This window comes from Psychrobacter sanguinis (assembly GCF_020736705.1).
In the GTDB taxonomy this organism is placed as follows: Bacteria; Pseudomonadota; Gammaproteobacteria; order Pseudomonadales; family Moraxellaceae; genus Psychrobacter; species Psychrobacter sanguinis.
On record NZ_CP085990.1, the window covers coordinates 43,805 to 64,676 of the forward strand.

At 42.7% G+C, this 20,872-nt stretch carries 16 protein-coding genes; 6 read left to right on the forward strand and 10 right to left on the reverse strand.

The window, feature by feature from the left end; translation table 11 throughout:
* Positions 1–24: 24 nt before the first annotated feature.
* The 7 genes from LK453_RS00280 to LK453_RS00310 all read right to left on the reverse strand — a co-directional run bounded on the left by LK453_RS00280 (position 25) and on the right by LK453_RS00310 (position 11,055).
* A complete protein-coding gene (locus LK453_RS00280) occupies positions 25–978 on the reverse strand; it encodes a peptidylprolyl isomerase (RefSeq protein ID WP_201536846.1) in 954 nt (317 codons plus the stop codon).
* A 115-nt stretch (positions 979–1,093) separates the two neighbouring features.
* Entirely contained in the window at positions 1,094–2,278 is a 1,185-nt protein-coding gene (locus LK453_RS00285; RefSeq protein ID WP_201536849.1) for a globin domain-containing protein, read from the reverse strand.
* A gap of 133 nt (positions 2,279–2,411) precedes the next feature.
* Positions 2,412–3,137 carry a respiratory nitrate reductase subunit gamma gene (gene narI / locus LK453_RS00290; RefSeq protein ID WP_201536852.1) on the reverse strand — a complete coding sequence of 242 codons (726 nt, stop codon included), beginning with the start codon at positions 3,135–3,137 and terminating at the stop codon, positions 2,412–2,414.
* A gap of 11 nt (positions 3,138–3,148) precedes the next feature.
* Positions 3,149–3,973 (reverse strand): nitrate reductase molybdenum cofactor assembly chaperone, encoded by an 825-nt coding sequence (gene narJ, locus LK453_RS00295; protein ID WP_379652707.1) that lies wholly within the window; start codon positions 3,971–3,973, stop codon positions 3,149–3,151.
* A gap of 25 nt (positions 3,974–3,998) precedes the next feature.
* Complete coding sequence (narH, locus tag LK453_RS00300; protein ID WP_201541998.1) at positions 3,999–5,537, reverse strand: nitrate reductase subunit beta; 1,539 nt, start codon at positions 5,535–5,537, stop codon at positions 3,999–4,001.
* A 36-nt stretch (positions 5,538–5,573) separates the two neighbouring features.
* Positions 5,574–9,344 carry a nitrate reductase subunit alpha gene (locus LK453_RS00305; RefSeq protein WP_201536858.1) on the reverse strand — a complete coding sequence of 1,257 codons (3,771 nt, stop codon included), beginning with the start codon at positions 9,342–9,344 and terminating at the stop codon, positions 5,574–5,576.
* A 328-nt stretch (positions 9,345–9,672) separates the two neighbouring features.
* Positions 9,673–11,055, reverse strand: a complete 1,383-nt coding sequence (locus tag LK453_RS00310) for a NarK family nitrate/nitrite MFS transporter (RefSeq protein ID WP_201536861.1) — start codon at positions 11,053–11,055, stop codon at positions 9,673–9,675.
* A gap of 286 nt (positions 11,056–11,341) precedes the next feature.
* On the opposite strand from LK453_RS00310, the gene LK453_RS00315 reads away from it, so the two are divergent.
* On the forward strand, positions 11,342–11,869 hold the full coding sequence (locus LK453_RS00315) for a type IV pili methyl-accepting chemotaxis transducer N-terminal domain-containing protein (RefSeq protein WP_227674452.1): 528 nt from the start codon (positions 11,342–11,344) through the stop codon (positions 11,867–11,869).
* Here the strand turns inward: LK453_RS00315 and LK453_RS00320 are convergent.
* Positions 11,859–12,416 carry an IS630 family transposase gene (locus LK453_RS00320; RefSeq protein ID WP_201534484.1) on the reverse strand — a complete coding sequence of 186 codons (558 nt, stop codon included), beginning with the start codon at positions 12,414–12,416 and terminating at the stop codon, positions 11,859–11,861. The genes LK453_RS00315 and LK453_RS00320 overlap by 11 nt on opposite strands.
* Positions 12,413–12,916, reverse strand: coding sequence for a winged helix-turn-helix domain-containing protein (locus tag LK453_RS00325; protein WP_201534378.1), 504 nt, complete (start codon positions 12,914–12,916; stop codon positions 12,413–12,415). Before LK453_RS00325 ends, LK453_RS00320 begins: the two co-directional genes overlap by 4 nt.
* 31 nt (positions 12,917–12,947) lie before the next feature.
* Between LK453_RS00325 and LK453_RS00330 the strand changes: the two genes are divergently transcribed.
* Positions 12,948–14,567: a histidine kinase gene (locus LK453_RS00330; RefSeq protein WP_227674443.1), complete on the forward strand. Its 1,620-nt coding sequence runs from the start codon at positions 12,948–12,950 to the stop codon at positions 14,565–14,567.
* A gap of 179 nt (positions 14,568–14,746) precedes the next feature.
* A complete protein-coding gene (gene narL / locus LK453_RS00335) occupies positions 14,747–15,406 on the forward strand; it encodes a two-component system response regulator NarL (RefSeq protein WP_201541963.1) in 660 nt (219 codons plus the stop codon).
* A gap of 165 nt (positions 15,407–15,571) precedes the next feature.
* Here the strand turns inward: narL and LK453_RS00340 are convergent, their stop codons facing one another.
* A complete protein-coding gene (locus LK453_RS00340; protein ID WP_201538105.1) occupies positions 15,572–17,068 on the reverse strand; it encodes an MFS transporter in 1,497 nt (498 codons plus the stop codon).
* Positions 17,069–17,497: 429 nt separating this feature from the next.
* Here LK453_RS00340 and LK453_RS00345 point away from each other — a divergent pair, with 429 nt between their 5' ends.
* The 3 genes from LK453_RS00345 to LK453_RS00355 all read left to right on the forward strand — a co-directional run bounded on the left by LK453_RS00345 (position 17,498) and on the right by LK453_RS00355 (position 20,831).
* Entirely contained in the window at positions 17,498–18,550 is a 1,053-nt protein-coding gene (locus LK453_RS00345; protein ID WP_201538107.1) for a siderophore ABC transporter substrate-binding protein, read from the forward strand.
* 44 nt (positions 18,551–18,594) lie between these two features.
* Positions 18,595–19,653, forward strand: a complete 1,059-nt coding sequence (locus LK453_RS00350; RefSeq protein ID WP_201538109.1) for an ABC transporter permease — start codon at positions 18,595–18,597, stop codon at positions 19,651–19,653.
* A gap of 62 nt (positions 19,654–19,715) precedes the next feature.
* Complete coding sequence (locus LK453_RS00355; protein WP_201538111.1) at positions 19,716–20,831, forward strand: iron chelate uptake ABC transporter family permease subunit; 1,116 nt, start codon at positions 19,716–19,718, stop codon at positions 20,829–20,831.
* The last annotated feature ends 41 nt before the right edge of the window (positions 20,832–20,872 follow it).

Below are 20,872 nucleotides of genomic sequence, written 5' to 3' on the forward strand. Positions count from 1 at the left end.
TTTTTGTCGAGTCTCTTTACAACATTAACCTCTAAAAATGTTTTCCTGATCAAGTTCCATTTGAATACCATCGATTTCAGCATTTTCAGCCAAAGTATATAAGTAATCACATAACCCATGATGAAAGGCTTGCTGGGCTAACTTATTGGCAATGGCTGGCTTGGCTTGAAGATAATCGAGCTGCAACCCAGGTTGCTTATCGAGAATGTCTACAATGTGGAAGCCATAACGGCTCTCTATCGGACTAGGTGCCAACCCTTTCTCCATAGCAAATACCACACTTTCAAACTCAGGAACTGTTTGACCAGCCGTTAATATCCCCAGCTCTCCGCCCTGCTCTTTTGAGGGACAAGCGGAATATTGACGCGCCAACTCAATAAACTCTGCGTCAGGATTAGCGCTGTCTTTGATTTGTTCAATTAGCTTATAGGCCTTATTTTTTAGTTCTAAGCGTTCCTCACCATCTTCTGGCAAACTGGCCAATAAGATATGGCGCACCGACATGATAGGTGCCGTTTTGTATTCTGTTTTATTTTGCTCATAGTAACGTTCACAGGTAGACGCATCTGGAGTCGTTGCAATGACGTTTTTCTCAATGAGATCAGAAATTGCCTGCTCTTCATTGGCATCCCAAGCCGCTTGACCCAGCTGTGCGTCTTCAATTACCGCAAGCTTTAGTAGTTCACGAACCACTAACGCCTGTGTGGCTAAAAACAAAGCATCCTCTTTACTGGCGGCAGGATGATACTGAAGTTCTTGAGCAATAGCGGTTTTATCAATCATCACCCCGTTGACATAAACGTTGGGCAATTCTTCGCGACTAGAAGCAATCAAGTTCTTATGATTACTACGCTCTTCGGCCAATGCTTTTTCGATAAATTCTTGGTCAGAATGTGGTTTTTTCAGATCATCCGACGTTGGCATAATACGAATATTATCTTCAGCAGCTTGTCTGGGATCATAAGTTGTTGCCGTCATAAATTGCTCCACATTAAAGGCTGCCTACTATTCAGTGATGAATCAATAAAAGTCATCAACGGCTAAATAAAAGAGAATAGCAAGCAATCCTTTAATTGATTAAATATTATAAAAGTTATTCGATAACTAAACTCATTTTTGGACCAAATGGTTCGTAATGGATGCTATCCCCACTATGCTCTAAAGCGATAAGACCATTAATCATGCTGTCCATAAATGCCATTGAGCCACAGACATAAACATCCGCAGGATTTGGTAAAGTTCGTAACACAGAATCATTTAATAGCTGACCGTCTTCAAAGTAGAAAATATGTTTTTCTACGTTATTGGCACGCTCAAGTAAGGCATCTACTCTAAATTTAAATGCATGATGTGCCTGGTTCTGACACGCATACATCCAGATGATAGGACGTTCAGGATTCTGTTTTACTTGGGCTTCAAACATAGACAGTATAGGCGTCACACCCACACCAGCACTGATTAATACTAAAGGCACTTGGTTTTGATCTATCAAATCTTGCTGTAACGCGAAATCGCCTGCCGGTGCTGACAATAAAATAGTGTCTCCAACTTCAACATTGTCGTGCAAATGATTGGATACTAGACCACGGTGCGCATTACGATTATCACGTCGTACTGCAAACTGAATACCACTTTCAGTTTCTGTCGAACATAATGAATAGTGTCTTAAAGCAATATGATCACTGTCTTCAGGATCTGTTTTGACCGTAATGTACTGACCGGGTGTTAGCGTTATCTCATTTAAATTTACCGCATTACTGTCTACCGGTTGTACGGTAAATGCAGCAATATCGGTCCCAGTAATTTCTTTTTTGACCACTTTAAATTCTACGAAACCTGACCACATTGCCTTTTGGTACATGTCTTTTTCAATACTTATAAACACATTGGCTATTTCATTATAAGCCTCTGCCCACGCTTCGATAATTTCATCTGTGGCAGCATCACCCAGTACTTCTTTAATACCGCCTAATAAATGTTTACCAACGATTGGGTAATGCTCAGGATGAATCTCTAGGGCACGATGCTTATGGCTAATTTGGGTCACTTGAGGTAGCAATACCGCTAAGTTTTCTAGATGCTTAGCAGCCGCAAGCACCGTCGTCGCCAAAGCAGTCTGCTGACGTCCGAGTTTTTGGTTGGTTTCATTAAAAATATCCAACAGCTCAGGATGTTCTGCAAACATATTTTTATAGAAAACCGTGGTAATGTCGGTGCCATGTTTTTCAAGAACAGGAACGGTTGATTTAACGATTGCTAATGTTTCTGGTGAGACCATAGTATTTCCTTAGAGTGTGAATGCATGGATGAACTGAAGGAGGTTATTTTACTATAAGATTCATTTGAAATGAATCTTATGGCTATGGTAACGCTGTATTTTTCCAAATGCTGTATCACAATTGTGACGTATTCTATTGAGACTGTTTCTGTCTAACAATCTGATAGCGACGTCCTAAATACCAGACTGGGGCACTAATAATGTGAATCAAACGAGTGAATGGGAAGATCATAATTAAGGTAATACCTAACGCCATATGCAGCTGATATATCAGGCTAGCCTGTTCAATACGAGCCGCCGCTTGCCAAGGTCTTAAGATGGTGATGTCCTGAGCCCAACCGGCTAGATTCATCATAGTCAAACCGTCAAGATGCTTCATTGAAGTAAAGATTGAGATAAGACCTAAATTAAGCTGAATAAATAATAGAACCAACACCAATTTATCGGAAAAAGAGGAGGTGTTAGAGATACGATCATCGGTAAAGCGGCGCCACATCAGCATGACCATACCCACCCAACACACCATCCCAGCGATACCCCCAACAACCACCGCCAATATCTGTTTATGGGCAGCGCTGATAAAGGTTTCGTAAATAAAATGTGGCGTTAGCATTCCAAAAAGGTGACCGAGCAATACCACAATAATCCCGACATGGAATAAATTACTGGCCAAACGCATGTTCTTCTTACGCAGCATTTGTGAAGAATGTGCTTTCCAAGAATACTGTGATAAATCAAAACGAGCCCAAGTGCCTAAGATAGCCACTACCAGTGCAATATAAGGGTAAATACCAAATAGAAATATTTGTAGCCAGCTTAAGTTGGCTAAAGACTGTACACTAGGATCTGCAATATTCATGTCCTCTCTCCTTAAGACTGTTTAACAGATTTCGACTGATCGAAATCCACCCAATGCACAGGGGCATCGACTTGTTTTGGGGGCATTACTGATCTATCAATAGCGATCCCTTTGGCAAGCTGTTGAGTGCTCGAGGGACAGCGTTCTTCTTGCTGAGCCCCTAAGAAATCGACAACCTCTTCCTCCCACTCTTCGTCTAATGCCTCTTTAGTATCATCACGTTGCTCTTTTTTGACTTGCTGTTGGAGTTCTTCTACTACCACAAGCGGCTTACCCGCTATCTGCAGTAGTGCATTGAAGCAGCCTTCATACAGACTACCTCTATCCTTTAAACGGGCGGCCAATAACGCAATAATGTGACTGACATCGGCAATATCTATACGAATTTGAATATCATCGCCTGTTACGGCCGATTGATATGCTAAAAATTCCAAATACATGGGTAGATAATCAGGCAGCTCTTTTAGACCAATCTCAAAGCCTGCTTGCTGATATTGATCCATCAGGTCGACCATGGCTTGACCACGGTCACGAGACTCCCCGTGTACATGCTCGAATAGCCATAGCGATAAAGAACGGCCTCGTTCAAACAGACCATCATATCTTGCTTGAGCTTCTAAAGAGCCAATCTCAATCATGTCATCGATTAAGTCTATAATCTGCTGACGCACTTCAGGACTGATTAACGGTGATTTGCTAACAATCTGTTTAGATAGTGTTAGAGTCTCACCTTCAAATAGCTCATTGGTGGGATAGTCAATTAACAAGCTCAATACTTTTAAAATTTTCATGTCTGAGTTGCCACTTGTCGGCATTTCTGCGGTGTGTTGTGACATCTCTGCTTGAGTTAGTGTTGTCATCCTATACCTCCCACTTTTGAACAGTATCGATAAAGTCGCGGCGAGTGGCTTTCTTCTGACCAAACATACTGACGTCATTACTACCAGAACAACCTTCACCGAAGGTGAACCCACAACCATTACGTTCAGCAAACGCATCGCTCATGGCTTCCTCGCGATGTGCCGTTGGAATCACGAAGCGGTCCTCATAGTTAGCGATGGCTAAATAGCGGTACATTTCTTCGACTTGCAATTTGGTTAAACCGACATCGTCTAAAATACTTTGTACCTCTTGCTTCTCAACTAGCTGCATACGCTTGTAGCTACGCATGGCTAATAGGCGTTTGAGTGCTAACCGTACCGGCTCTTCATCACCCGCCGTTAGCATATTGGCAAGATAACGTAATGGAATACGTAAACTGTCCACATCTGGAATAAGACCGTCCATACCTACCTTGCCCGCCTCTGCTGCATTTTGAATGGGTGATAAAGGCGGTACATACCAAACCATTGGTAATGTGCGATATTCTGGATGTAGAGGTAGTGCTAGTTTCCAATCCATTGCCAGCTTATAAACTGGAGATTTCTGTGCCGCATCGATAACAGACTGAGGTACACCATCTTTTAAGGCTTGCGCAATAACTTCTGGGTCATTAGGGTCTAAAAACACATCCAATTGCGCTTGGTATAAGTCTTGCTCGTTTGGTGTAGAAGCCGCCTCAGCAATCTTGTCGGCATCATATAAAAGCACACCAAGGTAGCGAATACGGCCCACACAAGTTTCAGAACAAACGGTTGGCATGCCCGCTTCAATGCGCGGATAACAGAAGATACATTTTTCAGATTTACCCGACTTCCAGTTATAGTAAATCTTCTTATAAGGGCATCCTGAGATACACATACGCCAGCCGCGGCATTTGTCCTGGTCAATTAAGACAATACCGTCTTCTTCACGCTTATAAATCGCGCCACTCGGGCAAGAAGCCACACAAGTTGGGTTTAAGCAATGTTCGCACAAACGTGGCAGATACATCATGAAGGTGTTTTCATACTCACCATAGATATCAGCCTGTACGTTGTCGAAGTTTTTATCACGGCGACGCTTTTCAAACTCTGACCCTAAGATCTCTTCCCAGTTAGGACCCCATTCTATTTTTTGCATACGCTTGCCAGTAATTGCTGAGCGAGGACGGGCAATCGGCTGATGATTACTAATCGGTGCAGTATGTAGGTGTTGGTAATCAAAATCATAAGGCTCATAGTAATCATCAATCTCTGGTAAATCTGGGTTGGCAAAGATATTAGCCAACACTCTGAATTTACCGCCAATACGAGGATTGATAGTCCCATTTGCATTGCGAATCCAGCCGCCATTCCATTTATTTTGATTTTCCCATTCTTTGGGATAACCAATACCAGGTTTAGACTCTACGTTGTTAAACCATGCATACTCCATACCTTCGCGACTGGTCCAAACATTTTTACAGGTGATTGAGCAGGTGTGACAACCGATACATTTATCGAGGTTAAGCACCATGCCTACTTGCGATCTAATTTTCATGGGTGTGTGCTCCAAATTAAATTTTTTAAGGTTGTCTTAACCTTCTAAAGTGGTAGGTAAAGCCTGAGGCAGTGAATCATCTGGTTTGTCCTCCAACCAATCTATGTTCGACATCTTACGAACCACGACAAATTCATCACGGTTACATCCGACCGTTCCATAGTAGTTAAAGCCATAAGATTGCTGCGCATAGCTCCCAATCATGTGTGTGGGCTTCAAGATGGTGCGGGTCACTGAGTTATGGATACCTCCTCGGGTTCCTGTCTGCTCAGAGCCTGGAATATTGACCAGCTTTTCTTGAGCGTGGTACATCATGGTCATACCATCTTTCACACGTTGACTGACGACCGCACGGGCGGTAATAGCACCGTTAACGTTAAAAACTTCAATCCAGTCGTTGTCTTCAATACCCGCCGACTTAGCGTCATTTTCAGATATCCAAACCACTGGACCACCACGGTTAAGCGTTAACATCAGTAAGTTTTCGGAATAAGTACTGTGGATACCCCACTTTTGGTGCGGTGTTAAAAAGTTCAGAACAATTTCTTTATTACCGTTGGGCTTAGCATCTTTCATTATGTCAGTGGTCTTAGTATCGACGGGTGGACGATACTGCTGCATTTGTTCACCAAAGGCTTGCATCCAAGGATGATCTTGATAAAACTGCTGACGGCCAGTAATGGTACGCCAAGGGATTAGCTCATGAACGTTGGTATAGCCAGCGTTATAACTGACTGAATCTGATTCTAGACCTGACCAAGTGGGACTTGAGATAATCTTACGCGGCTGAGCCACAATGTCTCTAAAGCGAATCTTTTCATGTTCGCTTGACGCTGCTAAATGAGCATGTTCACGACCCGTAAATTCTTCCAATGCCTTCCAACCTTTGACAGCTACTTCGCCATTGGTTTCAGGGGCTAACATTAAGATGGTTTCTGAGGCATCAATCGCTGTGAAAATCTGTGGACGACCTTCAGAGACACCAGGAGTAGTCACTCGGTGATTTAAATCACCCAAATCTTTTACCGCTTTGGTCATATCCCAGTTCAAGCCTTTAGAGCCATTGCCTAGCTTCTCTAGCGCAGGACCTAGTGAGGTAAACTTGGCATACGTATTGGGATAATCACGCTCAACAATTTTAATCATCGGGCAGTTTTTACCGGGTACGGGTTTCTCGCCAGCCGTTTTCCAGTCGGTTCCGCCAAAGGGCTGTGCCAATTCGCCTGGGCTATCATGTTGCATGGGTAGTGTTACCACATCGGTTTCCACCCCTAGATGGCCTTTAGAAATCTCTGAAAAGTACTTGGCAATATCTTTATAGATTTCCCAGTCTGTTTTAGACTCCCACGCAGGATCGGTAGCTGCGGTTAAGGGGTGAATAAACGGATGCATATCCGAAGTATTCATATCGTCTTTTTCATACCAAGTAGCCGTAGGCAATACGATATCTGAATATAGGCAGGTCGAAGACATACGGAAGTCTAGAGTAACGACTAAATCCAGTTTCCCTTTGGGACCATCCTCCACATAATCGACTTCTTTTGGACGCAGACCATCTGGTAAGTTCTCTTCACTCATTAGGCCGTTTTTGGTGCCTAAGAAGTACTCAAGCATGTATTCATGGCCTTTACCGGAGGAGCCCAATAAGTTTGAGCGCCAAATAAACATATTGCGTGGAAAGTTTTGAGGGTTATCAGGGGACTCACAAGCAAAACGTAAGCTCCCCTCATGAAGTGAATCTACTACATACTGTTCAATGTCTTTACCCTGAGCCCTTGCCGCTGCCGCAATAGTTAACGGGTTACGGTTTAGCTGTGGTGCGGAAGGTAACCAACCTGCACGTTCAGCCTGAATGTTGTAATCAAGCATGTGCTCAGGGAAGAATTTCTTGTTCACACGAGGTGATAAGATTTCGTGTGCTGATATCGTCTCATGGCGCCACTGTGAACTGTGGTTATAAAAGAAACTGGTGCCGTTCATATGACGCGGCGGACGGTGCCAATCAAGCGCAAATGCTAGAGGCAACCAACCGGTCTGTGGACGTAGTTTTTCCTGACCCACATAGTGCGCCCAACCACCACCTGACTTACCAATACAACCACACAACATCAACATGTTAATCACGCCGCGGTAGTTCATATCTAAGTGATACCAGTGGTTCATGCCTGCCCCGATGATAATCATCGATTTGCCATGGGTTTTATGAGCATTTTCAGCAAACTCGCGGCCCACCTGAATTACTTTTTCACGAGACAATCCAGTGATTATTTCCTGCCAAGCTGGCGTGCCTGGAACACTAGCATCGTTGTAGTCATCTGTGACGTGGTCGCCGCCAAGGCCATTATCGACGCCTAAGTTGGCCACGGTTAAATCAAACACAGTCGCCACTTTGGCGATGCTACCATCGGCTAAAGTAATGGTTTTGCAAGGGACTCGTTTCACTGGTAATGCATCACCAGGTACCGCGGTAAAATAAGGGTGCTCAGTGTGACCGAAATAATCGAACGCCACCTCACATACTTCTTGCTCCGCTGAATCAGATTTTAACGACAAGGTTAAGTCGATATCTTCACCGGTAGAGCCACTTTTTTGCTCAAGATTCCATTTGCCCTTCTCGCCCCAACGATAGCCGATAGATCCTAGCGGAGAGACCAACTCACCATTATTGTTTAAGCCAATGGTTTTCCACTCAGGATTATTCTCTTCACCCAAGCCATCGACTAGGTCAGAGGCGCGTAGATAACGGCCTGGACGACGGCGGCCCGGCTCATCTTCTTCCAACATGACCAATATAGGCATATCAGTGTAGCGCTTGGCGTAATCCAAGAAATAATCACTGGGCTGCTTTAAGTAAAACTCCTTGATAATCACGTGACAGAAAGCTTGAGCCACAGCGGCATCAGTACCCTGCTTTGGATTCAACCAGAGGTCTGTTAATTTAGAGATTTCTGCATAGTCAGGGGTAATTGAAACGGTTTTAGTGCCTTTGTAGCGTACTTCAGTAAAAAAGTGAGCATCTGGGGTACGGGTCTGCGGTACGTTCGACCCCCAAGCGATGATATAGTCAGAGTTATACCAATCAGCTGATTCAGGGACGTCTGTCTGCTCACCCCAAGTCATGGGCGAAGCAGGAGGCAAGTCGCAATACCAGTCATAAAATGACAAGCAAGCACCGCCTATTAGTGATAAGTAACGGCTACCGGCCGCATAGCTGACCATAGACATGGCAGGGATTGGAGAGAAACCGATAATACGATCTGGGCCGTAAGTCTTGGCGGTATAAACGTTACTGGCTGCAATGATTTCATTGACTTCAGCCCAGGTCGAACGAATAAAACCACCCAAACCACGCTTAGATTTGTATTCCACGGTTTTGGTCGGGTCTTCAACGATACTTGCCCAAGCATCGACAGGGTCAGGATGTTGCGCTTTGGCCGCACGCCATAACTTCAAAAGCGGCTTACGTACTTTAGGATATTTCACGCGGTTGGCAGAGTACATATACCAGCTATAGCTTGCCCCACGAGGACAGCCGCGAGGCTCGTGATTGGGAAGATCTGGACGGGTACGCGGATAATCCGTTTGCTGAGTTTCCCAAGTCACCAAGCCATTTTTGACATAAATTTTCCAAGAGCACGATCCAGTACAGTTCACACCATGCGTAGAGCGCACTATCTTGTCATATTGCCAACGATTGCGATAACCGTCTTCCCACCCACGGGACTCGTCCCGTACTTCACCATGGCCGTCGGCGAACTCAGCTTTTTTGCGTTTAAAAAAACGGAACTGGTCGAGTAAATGGCTCATATTGCTATCCTCTAGGTTATAACTTCGATGTACAAAAAGCTCAAAACAGCAGCGTCTAGGCTTGTGCTGTCAGTACGTGAGCAATAGATATCATTAGATGATTGCTATTCTAGGATGTAACAAACCATTCGAATATAATCTTAGATAGGCAGTGCTCTACTACTTTGGGAGTAGTCAGAAAAAGAGAAAATACACCGTGATTTGATTGCCTTACGATTTAGCACAGCCTACTTTTTTGTAACCAATTTAGTTTTTCTCATAAAAAAACACCGCTTTTTAGGGCGGTGTTTTGGTAACGATCAATTTTAGTTTTTAGCAGTCAGTAAATCTAGCAAGGATACTCAGCATTCCCTCGGCTGTAGTACCACCAAGTTAGTACAATACAGACTAGGTAATAAACTATCAGCGCAATGAATGTTCCATAGACACCCAGCCCTGAGCCAAACATTTTTGGAATAAAGAAAGCACCATAAGCAGCAATCGCTGAGGTAAAGCCCACCACTGCCGCTGACTCTTTACGTATTTCAGCAAATAGAGGTTCTGTGCCTACCCTATCTGGATGTTGACGTTCTAAAACAGTCTTAAAGATTATTGGAATCATGCGGAAAGTTGAGCCATTACCAATACCTGTGGTAATAAATAACACCATAAAGGAGATTAAATAACCGATAAAACTACCTTCACGGGTTTCACTGGGTAAAAAGTATATGACAGCACCCACCGCCAATATCATGATGATATAGTTCCAGAAAGTAACCCTTGCACCGCCTAGCTTATCGGCAATCCAACCGCCCGCTGGACGGAATAAAGCACCGACTAAAGGACCTAAAAAGGCAAATTGTAGTGCATTAACATCAGGAAATGCATTCTTAATCAACATAGGGAATGCAGCTGAGAAGCCGATAAAAGAGCCGAAAGTAGCCATATAAAGCACACACATAATCCAGTTATGTTTGCGTTTAAAAATAACTGACTGCTCTTTAAAAGATGCTTTAGCAGAAGCGATATCATTCATCAAAAACCAAGCGGCAATCGAGATTAAGGCAATAAAAGGTACCCAAATAAAGCCCGCGTTTTGCAAGTACAACGCTTTGCCGCTAGCCGTAATTTGCGGAGCGCCCCCCAAGGCACCAAAGATACCAGCACCAATCACTAAAGGCACCACAAACTGCATGACAGAGACGCCCAAGTTGCCCAAACCTGCATTTAAACCCAATGCTGTGCCCTGTTTATTTGCGGGATAAAAGAATGAGATGTTTGACATCGAAGACGCAAAGTTACCACCGCCGAGACCACAAAGCAGTGCGATTATAATAAATACACTAAAGGGCGTACTGGGATCTTGAACTGCTAAACCCATCCATACTGCTGGGATTAATAAAGACGCTGTAGAGATGGCTGTCCAACGTCTGCCCCCAAATATAGGGACCATAAATGAGTAAAAAATACGTAGCGTAGCCCCAGACAATCCAGGAAGAGCCGCTAACCAAAATAACTGACCATCGTCAAAATCAAAGCCAATCTCAGGCAGGTTGACGATGACCGCACTCCATACCATCCATACCGAAAATGCCAATAGCAAGGCAGGAATAGAGACCCATAAGTTACGACTGGCGACTTGTTTACCACCGTTTTCCCAAAAGTCTTCCATTTCTGGACGCCAATCGGTAATAACCTTGCCACCTTTTAATTCCTCTTTTTTAACACTCATACTCACCTCACTTAATAGTGATGTTAGTTAGTAACACTCACCTATATTTATTGCATAAGTAAAGTTACTGCACCTATTTATAATTTAGTATGGCTATAAGGGTTTAATACGGTGGCTTATGTGGGTAACTTGCTGTAGAGCTAAGTGACTACTACTTTAGAGGTATGTCAAAGCTTTGGTAGTAAGTGCTAATTTACCTCTCCTTCTCGGCATTTCTCATAATTTACGTTAAGCTCATAAATTAAAGATCACTTTTCTACCCTTTATATTGTTAAAATTGATAACTATGTGGCTATCTAATCTGATTCCCAACAAACTGACTGTTCGTGCTCAAGTTGCTACTATCACTGTGATCTTATTATTTTTAGGGTCTTCATTGACTAGCGGCTTTTTGGCATGGGCGGCCCAAAATGATGCCAAAGCAATTAACATCGCTGGCTCGATTAGAATGGCTACCTACCGTTTTAATTTCTTATTGGCATCAGATTTTGATCCTTCAAATCTTGGTCTACAAGCGAATCCTAGTGATAAAGACCGTCTTGATTTTAAAGATAGTCTTGGTGCTAAAGCTGGTAGCGTTGCAGACCCTACTGGTCCAACTGCGGCAGACAAAGAGCAAAGGCTTAATACTCTGATTAACGACATGAATCGTCGGCACCAATTACTGCACCAATATCAGAATCAACTTGCCAATCGAAATGAGCGTATAGACCGTCAAATTAAAAGAATCGAGCAACGGTGGCAAAATGAGCTATTGCCTTTGTTGCTTAACAATGATGCTCAAGGGTTTTATAATACCAATTCTAAAAAATAACACTCAAGTCGCACCACTCCCGCTGAGTGATAGACCTAATTAAGTTAGTCTGATTACACAATGCATTCCAAGCGTCACATGCCGCATCGACAATCGCATCATAACTCTCAAAACAGCGATTAGATAACCAATGCTGTTTAAGGTACTGCCATACCTGTTCAGCAGGGTTAAGCTCAGGTGAGTAGGGAGGCAATTTAAGCATGGTCACATTGTCTTGATCCAAACTTGGTTGGTGCCATAGCGCCCCATCCATAACCACCACGGCATGCCGACCTTCGGGAACAGCTTTACTGATTTCCTCCATATGCAATGCCATAGCTTGCTTATTCACATAAGGTAGAACAAGTCCAACACTCTCACCTGTCGCCGGATTAAAGGCACCAAATAGATAAGTTGATTCAAACTGCTGCTGCCTGACTACTCGAGGTCTTTGTCCTTTATAGTGCCAAACCCTTGTGATAGAGCCTTGTTGGCCAATACGTGTTTCATCCTGAAACCATATATCAACTTGCTTGATATCAACACCATCAGGTAGAACTTGCTTTATCTGCTCAAGGAAGTTTTTTTATATGCCTCCATGACTTTAGGATCTGCCTTAGGATGCCGACTACGCGCAGATACCCAGCTCATACCAATACGTTTCATGAGAGGATAGATCGCTTTAGGGGTATAGTTGGCGTTAAATTGCTCCTTGGCGATTTGTGCGATGTCTTTTGCCGTGAGCCTACCACCACCTCTTTGCTGCTGAGCTTCTACTATCGCTTGTTTGAATGGTTCTATGTCTTTTTCTGCTAAAAGACTCTTTCTGCCTCTGCCAGCTGCGTCATAGACACTAGTGATACCATGCAACCAGTATTTCCTTCTTATGGTATAGACGCTTCTAGGGTTATAGCCAAAGTTCTCTGCTACGGTCGCTATAGGATGACCTTGACTCAGTTGATGCAGCATGAGTAGTCTGATTCGTGCTCTGGCATTGCCTTCTGTTTTAGATAATTGCAGAAAATCGTGGTCTGTGAGTTTATGATTTCTAGGGGTTTTTTTCGGCATGTGATTCTATTATGTTGTTGAGTTGGTTATATTGTACCTTATTTTTTGGAATTGGTATAAGGCTTCTCTGCCTTATGTCCAGCAAGTAGATGCGGTGGTATCGCAGCTACAATATAGAAATGAAAGACGTCAAAGCCAACAGCAGCTATTTCAGCTATTTTTCCTAGGCTTGATGGTTTTGATTATGTTAGCGGTAATCGCCGAACTTCGTAAGAAAGCCTTAGCACCTATTCAGAACCTTGTTAAGGCTAAAGAAAGTTTTAAATCAGGTCAGCTCGACACCCGTGTGGCTATTAAAGGTTACAGTGAATTTGAAGAGCTAGGACTTTTTTTCAATGACATGGTTAGCACCATTGAGAAAAACCATCTCTATCTAGAAAATGAAGTACAATCCAAGACTGCTCATTTGACTCAAGCCAATCAAGTACTGGCTTTGCTTTATGATTTTGCTAAATATCTCACTACCAGTCAGGTAAGTATAGTTGAGCTCAATCGTTTAATTGCTGATTTCGGAAAAATTATTCCGGACTTAGAGTTTACGCTATGCCTTAAAAATGATTTGTTGGACAATCAAGATGCTATTGCCATCCATAGTAGTGCATTAAGAGAGTTATGCTCCACGTCAACTTGTGACAACTGTTTAATTAAGACCAACGCTTATACTGAGTCTTTCGATATTCGTCATCAGAAATATCAATATGGTGAATTAAGAGTTCGACCTAAATCTCTAGGCATCAATCGACCGACAGCAGACACTCCGACAGCAGAAACTCCGATAACAGACAATATAGCACCCTCAGATTTCCTGAAACACGGTGCAGCGCCAAACAGTCGTATTCCGTTAATAGAAGAACTAAACGCTTTTCCTGAGTTAGAACAACTTCCTGAAGCAGAACAAATAGCCACTAAAGCTTTAATTTCAGATAATAAAGAAGCCATTGTTGCTTTGACTAATTTAATTAGTACCGCTATGTTTTTATTGCATCAACGCCAGCATGAGCATCAGGTTATTTTGCTTGAAGAGCGGGCAACAATTGCTCGAGAGCTACATGACTCTTTGGCGCAATCTTTGTCCTATTTAAAAATCCAAGTCACGATATTAGAAAAAAGACTGAATCACACTCACTGCGATAGCCCCGACTTAGTATTGGTTACCGATTCGATCTTAAAGATTAAAGAAGGACTAACCTCTGCTTATCAGCATTTAAGAGACCTACTCGTTACCTTCCGTTTAAGCTTAAATGATGACAGTTTTGATGAGGCCCTACATAACTCTGCAGATGAATTTGCCAAAAAAGGAGGGTTTAATATCAAAGTCAGTAACCAAGTGATGTCTTTGAATTTAAATGCCTCTGAACAGGTTAACGTCATTCAAATTGTGCGTGAAGCTCTATCTAATATTTGCCGTCATGCTGAAGCCAATAATGTTGAGATTAGTTATGTTTATATCGCTGATAGTGATGACACTTTACTTACCATTAGTGATGATGGTAAAGGCATCTCTGGGAATTTTGATCACACCCATCATCACGGATTAATGATTATGCAGGAGCGTGCTAAGAGCTTAGGAGGCACCCTAAAAATAACTCAAAACCACCCCAAAGGCACCACAATTGAGGCTCGGTTTGCTCCTGCTTTTTTTACCAACTAGCCATTAACTTAACTTAGCAATTAACCTGAATTAGTAACCAACCTGAATTAGTAACCAACCTGAATTAGTAACCAACCTGAATTAGTAACCAACCTGAATTAGCAACTGATTTGGCCTTAAAAGATTAAAAGCGACTTAAACCTTCAAGAAAATTTAACTTTAATTACCCGTGAGTTTATATGTCTAACGTAGTTTATACCTCTACCTCTCCTGCCAAAATACTATTGGTCGATGATCACCCTATGCTACGGCGTGGTATAGCAGACTTGCTAAGCCTAGAGCCTGATTTTAATGTGGTGGCTGATGTCAGTAGTGGTGAGGAAACATTGGTCTATTTAAAAGACAATGATGTGGACCTCATCATTCTTGATCAAAACATGCCGGGGCTAAGTGGACTTGATACGGTTAAACAAATTAGAGATCAAGGCAATCAAGCAAAAATTCTCATGTTTACCGTGTCTGATAGTGGCGATGACATCCACAATGCGTTAAAGCTCGGCGTCAATGGCTACTTACTAAAAGACATGCAGCCTGAACAAGTAGCCTTAGATATCCGCAAAGCCTTACGTGGCGAGTTAGTAGTGAGTTCAAGATTGGCCGCAGTGCTAGCCCAAGCGTTACGCACCCCAAATCTCGATGACATTGTCAGTAACTTGACCAGTCGCGAGCTACAAGTGGTTAAAATGATTGCCAAAGGCCAAAGTAATAAAATGATCGGTAATGAACTAGGGATTTCTGAGTCCACTGTAAAGGTACATGTGAAGCATATTTTGAATAAGACCAACCTACGTACTCGTGTGGATGTTGCAGTTTGGGCAGTCAATAGCTTAGACTTATAGCTTAGGCCTATAAGCCATGCTTATAACCTATCTTGATAGATTATATTGGTAGTTTATATTAATAAATAATTGCGCTATCAACCAAAACTAACCACAAAAAAAGACGCCTCTAAGCGAAGTGTCTTTTTTGTGTGCATTTTAAGTCAGTAAAACAATTTGCTAGGTCTATTTGCTAAGCTGGGCTACTCGGTCATCTTCCGCAATTTGTAAATCAACGGATGACATTTTATATTCATCATCAAATGCACCTTCAGGCTCTTTTAACCAGAAGAAACAGAGCACCCATGCAATAAATGCACCCGCTGCAATTATAAAAAAGAACTGATGTGGCTCAACAAAAGTAAAAATAAACAGATAGAAAACCGCGCCCACATTACCATATGCGCCTGCCATACCAGAGATTTGTCCAGTTAAGCGGCGTTTTACCGAAGGAATAATACCAAAGGTTGCTCCCTCTGCGCCTTGCACAAAGACTGAACAAGTGATGGTAAACACAACAGCGATAAATATCGGCCAGCCTGAGTCAAGTAACCCCATTAGCCCAAAACCAATGCCAATACCAAACATATAAATAAGCATCACTAAGCGGCGGTTACCCACTCTATCAGATATATAGCCGCCTAACGGACGTGCCCATAAGTTTACAAAAGCAAACGTCGACGCAACTAAACCAGCTGTAGTCGGATTAAGCTCCCATGTTGATGCAAAGAACATCGGCAACATAGAGACAACGGCAAGCTCAGCGCCAAAGTTTGCAAAGTAGGTTACGTTTAAAGCAGCCACAGATGTAAACGGATACTTATCATCCTCTGGTATGCCAGCTTTAAGCATTGGTATGTTAACACTAAGGGCTTTATAGATTTGAAAAAGCACAGCCAGTACAATCACGCCATAGGCAATATATGAGCCCGTATCACTTAAAAAACCCATATTTTTGGTACGATATACCAAGACACTAAGTACGCCGTATAAAGGAATAATAAATAAGCAGTAAAGCAGTAAGTCTTTCCATGTTGATACTTCTAATGCACCCGCTTTGCGTGCTTTTTTATGTGTATCAGCCGTTGGTCCATCAGTAATCAAGAACCAATAAGCGACGCCATAAATCGCCATTAATAATCCAGAAAGTGCAATCGCCCAGCGCCAGCCGTCATCACCACCAAAAAACTGCAATGCTATAGTTGGTATGGTAATGGCTGCTGCGGCAGAACCAAAATTACCCCAGCCAGCATAAAAGCCTTCAGCAAAGCCAATATCTTTTGGTTTAAACCACAGTGAGGTCATATGAATACCTACCACAAACCCTGCGCCCACAATAGACATAAATAATCTGGCTACAAAGAATTGCATGGCAGAGTTACCAAATGCAAAAAACCAAGTTGGTATTGCCATCACTACCATAAGTATCGAGAAAACTCGCCTTGGCCCAAACTTATCGAGTGCCATACCCACAACCACACGCCCTGGTATGGTCAAAGCCACATTAGCTATCAAGAATAGTTTAATGTGATCATTAGTTAAGTAGTTTTCGGTCGCTAGCATTGAGGTTGCTAACGGTGCCATATTAAACCAGACATAGAAGGTTAGAAAAAAAGCGATCCAAGTATAGTGTAATGACCTAATATCCCGTCGCTCTAGCTCAAGCAGCTCTTTGGCATGCATGATATGACTCCTGTGTCATTGATAAAAAAAGACAAGCAGACTTCAGGTTGGATCTTCCTTAAGTCAAGCTTATCTATCATTGTTATCAATATAACAATTGCCTTAATTCATAAGTATCGAGCAAAAGCATTATAAAGAGTAGGTTATCTACTACTTTAGGAGGATAAGGTACTGCTATAAGAGTGATTAAGTATCTATTTTTAATTGAATAAAAATTATTATCATTTACTTTTGCATTTAAAAACCGTACCATATGCTCATTATTAAAAAACAGCAAATATCTGACTGCACACTATGCAGTTAATTTAGATGGCTTCTGAGCTATTTGAATAGATAAAAAAGTTTAATTTTTTCACCTCCTTTTATTTAATGGCCATTTTCGTGTAATGGCTTTTTTAACGACTAAGTTTAATGATTAAGTGAGATTTTATGTTTATCAAAAGCCTATCTTCTTATGCATACCCTAAAGCTAAGCTGGCTCTGTTAACTTTAATGGTGAGCGGGGCTCTTTTTGGTTGTGGACCCAAAGAGACGGATCATCAAAGTGATATAAAAGCTGAGACTCAAACTAATTCCAGCTCTGAAGCAACTAATGTAGAGTCCAGTGCCACTGACAGCCAAGCACAAATAAGCATTAATACCACTCGCGGTGAAGTAACTTTACCCGCCAATCCTGAGCCGCTAGCAGTGTATGACATGACCTTGATGCAAGATTTAGCTGCTTTGGAAGTACCCGTTGCCGGCTTACCCGGTAGTTTACGGCTTGACAATTTAAAAGCAGCGGGCGCTCCAGAGAGTAAAAATATCGGTACTTTATTTGAGCCTGATATGGAAGCACTTAATCAAATGCAGCCTAAAGCCATTTTAGTCGGCTCACGTATGGCAGAAAAATATGATTCGCTTAGCAAAATGGCGCCAACTTTAGACCTTACTTTAGATACAGAAAATATTTACGAGTCTAGCAAACAGCGCTTAGCTGACTTAGGAAAGCTATTTAATAAAGCCGATAAAGCGGCACAGCTGCAACAAGATATTGATCAAGCCATCGAGCAAGCCAAAGCAGCCAGTGCTGGTAAAGGTAATGGTCTGGTTGTGTTAGTCAACGGCAATAAAATCTCAGCCTATGGCGAAAAATCTCGCTTTGGCTTTTTGCACACTGTCTTCGGCATTCCTGCGGCTGATACCCAAATTGAAGAGGGTCGACATGGTCAGCCAGTATCTTTTGAATACTTACAAAAGGTCGATCCCGACTGGTTATTTGTATTAGATAGAAGCTCAGCCATCGGCGAGGAAGGCGCCGGTGCAGATACGGTATTGGATAACCCATTAATGCATCAAACCAAAGCTTGGAAAAACAAACACATTGTCTACTTAAGCCCAGACTCATACCTAGCTTTCGGTGGTTATTACCAATGGTTAAAAGATGCCAAGATTATCACTGACGCTTTTAATAAAGCCGAAAAAGTTGAAAGTGCTCAATAAAAGAACACTTATCACCTACTTCTTTAGTATAAATAAAGACCGTTATGTTTGATTCTTCTGCCAAACCCAAAGCTCGACCTATTTTGCTATCACCCATGCTGCTCAACACTTTAAGTGTGCTGCTGTTGATGGCTTTAATATTGCTAAGCTTATCGTTGGGTGTGGCAGATTTTTCATGGCAAGGGCTGTGGCAAGCGTTGACCCAGCAATCCGTTAGTAACGACCTGCAGCTATTGCTGGTGAGTCGCCTACCGCGCACGCTGGCCATTATCTTAACCGGTGCTTCCCTAGCAGTGGCAGGGATGATTTTACAAGTGGTATTAAAAAATCGCTTCGTCGATCCCTCTATGGTGGGGGCCACTCAAAGTGCAGGTTTAGGCTTACTTTTGGTAAGTTTGTATTTGCCCACAAGTAGCCTATTTAACAAGATGTTAATTGCCACCTTGTGCGCTATCGCTGGCATGGTACTGTTTATGCGTCTAATTAAGCACCTGCCTGCCACGGATATCTTAATGGTGCCTTTGGTGGGCATTGTGTTTGGCGGCATTATTGAAGCGGTCACCACCTTTATTGCCTATGAGACAGAATCTTTACAGATGCTGTCAGTATGGCGTTTTGGGGATTTTTCCACCATTTTGGCAGGTCGTTATGAGCTGTTGTATGTGACCGGTGCTTTAGCACTGGTGGCTTACTTTTTGGCTGACAAACTAACCATTGTAGGATTAGGCGATGCCATTGCTATTAACTTAGGAGTGAACCAGCGCTTGATAACCTGGTTTGTGATATTGACCGTGGCCATGATTAGCGCCGTGGTAGTGGTCACCGTAGGCGCCATTCCCTTTGTCGGACTGGTAGTGCCGAATATTATCAGCCGCTTAATGGGCGACAGTCTACGCCGATGCTTGCCTGCAGTGGCATTATTTGGCTCAAGTTTGGTGTTACTGTGCGACGTTATTGGTCGCAGCATCCGCTATCCTTTTGAAGTACCGGTAGCGACCGTATTTGGGGTTATTGGAGCAGCGATATTTTTATGGCTGTTATTACGTAAACCTCGCAAACCCAAACCTCGTAAACTTGAAGTTAATCCGTCAGCCCCAGCTTAAGCTCACTATAGCAGCCTTTAAGTCTTATCTTTTATTTACCCTTTTTGCCAGCTAAGCTTATTATGAATTCACCCAAGCAAGCACCAGTCGACTCAATACCCAAGTCCTCTGGCACTATTAGGAAATATGCAGGCTCGCCGTTAGCGCCTTCAAAAAAGCAAACTTCGGAAAACCCACTTAACCTTGTCATTCGCTCTACCCAATCGCGTATTAATCCCGGCTTGGTGTTTAGCAAACCGGTGTGGATTGCTTTACTAACTTTACTGATTAGCTGCGTACTGTTTATGACCTTACAGGCCAATGGTAACTGGGACTTTGTGTTGCCGTTTCGCGGGCAAAAGCTGGCAGCACTTATGATTGTGGGTTATTGCATTGGAGTTTCTACGCTACTATTTCAAAGCCTCACCCACAACCCTATTTTAACACCCGCTTTACTAGGCTTTGACTCGTTATATATTCTCATCCAAAGCCTCCTAGTGTTTTTTTTGGGTGCGGTTAATATGTTTACCAGTCAGCCGTTACTAAAGTTTGGTATTGAAGTGGCGCTAATGATAGCCGCCTCTTTATTACTGTTTCGTCTATTATTTAATCGCACTGAGCACTCTTTATCTCGGCTGATTTTAGTAGGCATTATCTTTGGGGTATTGTTTAGAAGCTTATCAAATTTAGTGGCACGCCTGATTAACCCCGAAGACTTCGTAGTGATACAAGCTGCCAGCTTTGCTCAATTTAATATCACCAACCTACATATGATGTGGCTGAGCCTAGCCATTTGTATTGTCAGTGCTTGGCTTGTTTGGCATTGGCGCTTTCAAATCGATGTGCTAATGCTGGGCCGCTCTGACGCCATTGGTCTAGGCATTAATTACCAAGGCCTAACCCTGCGTTTATTAGTAGTCATCTCAGTATTAGTCGCTACCGCAACCGCTTTTGTCGGTCCCATCGTATTTTTGGGATTATTGGTATGCGCTTTGACCAACCGCATCAGCCACAGTATGTATCATAGCGAGCGCATCGTCTTGGTCAGTTTAGTATCCATGATTACTTTGGTATTGGGTCAGACTTTGTTTGAGAGGGTGCTGGGTATGGCGGGTGTGCTTTCAGTGGTAATTGAACTTCTCGGCGGTATGGTATTTATCGGCCTAATATTAAAACAATATCGTAAGCAAGTAGTTTAGGTAATAAATAAGGCAGTTAAGCTGCTTATTTAAAACTTACT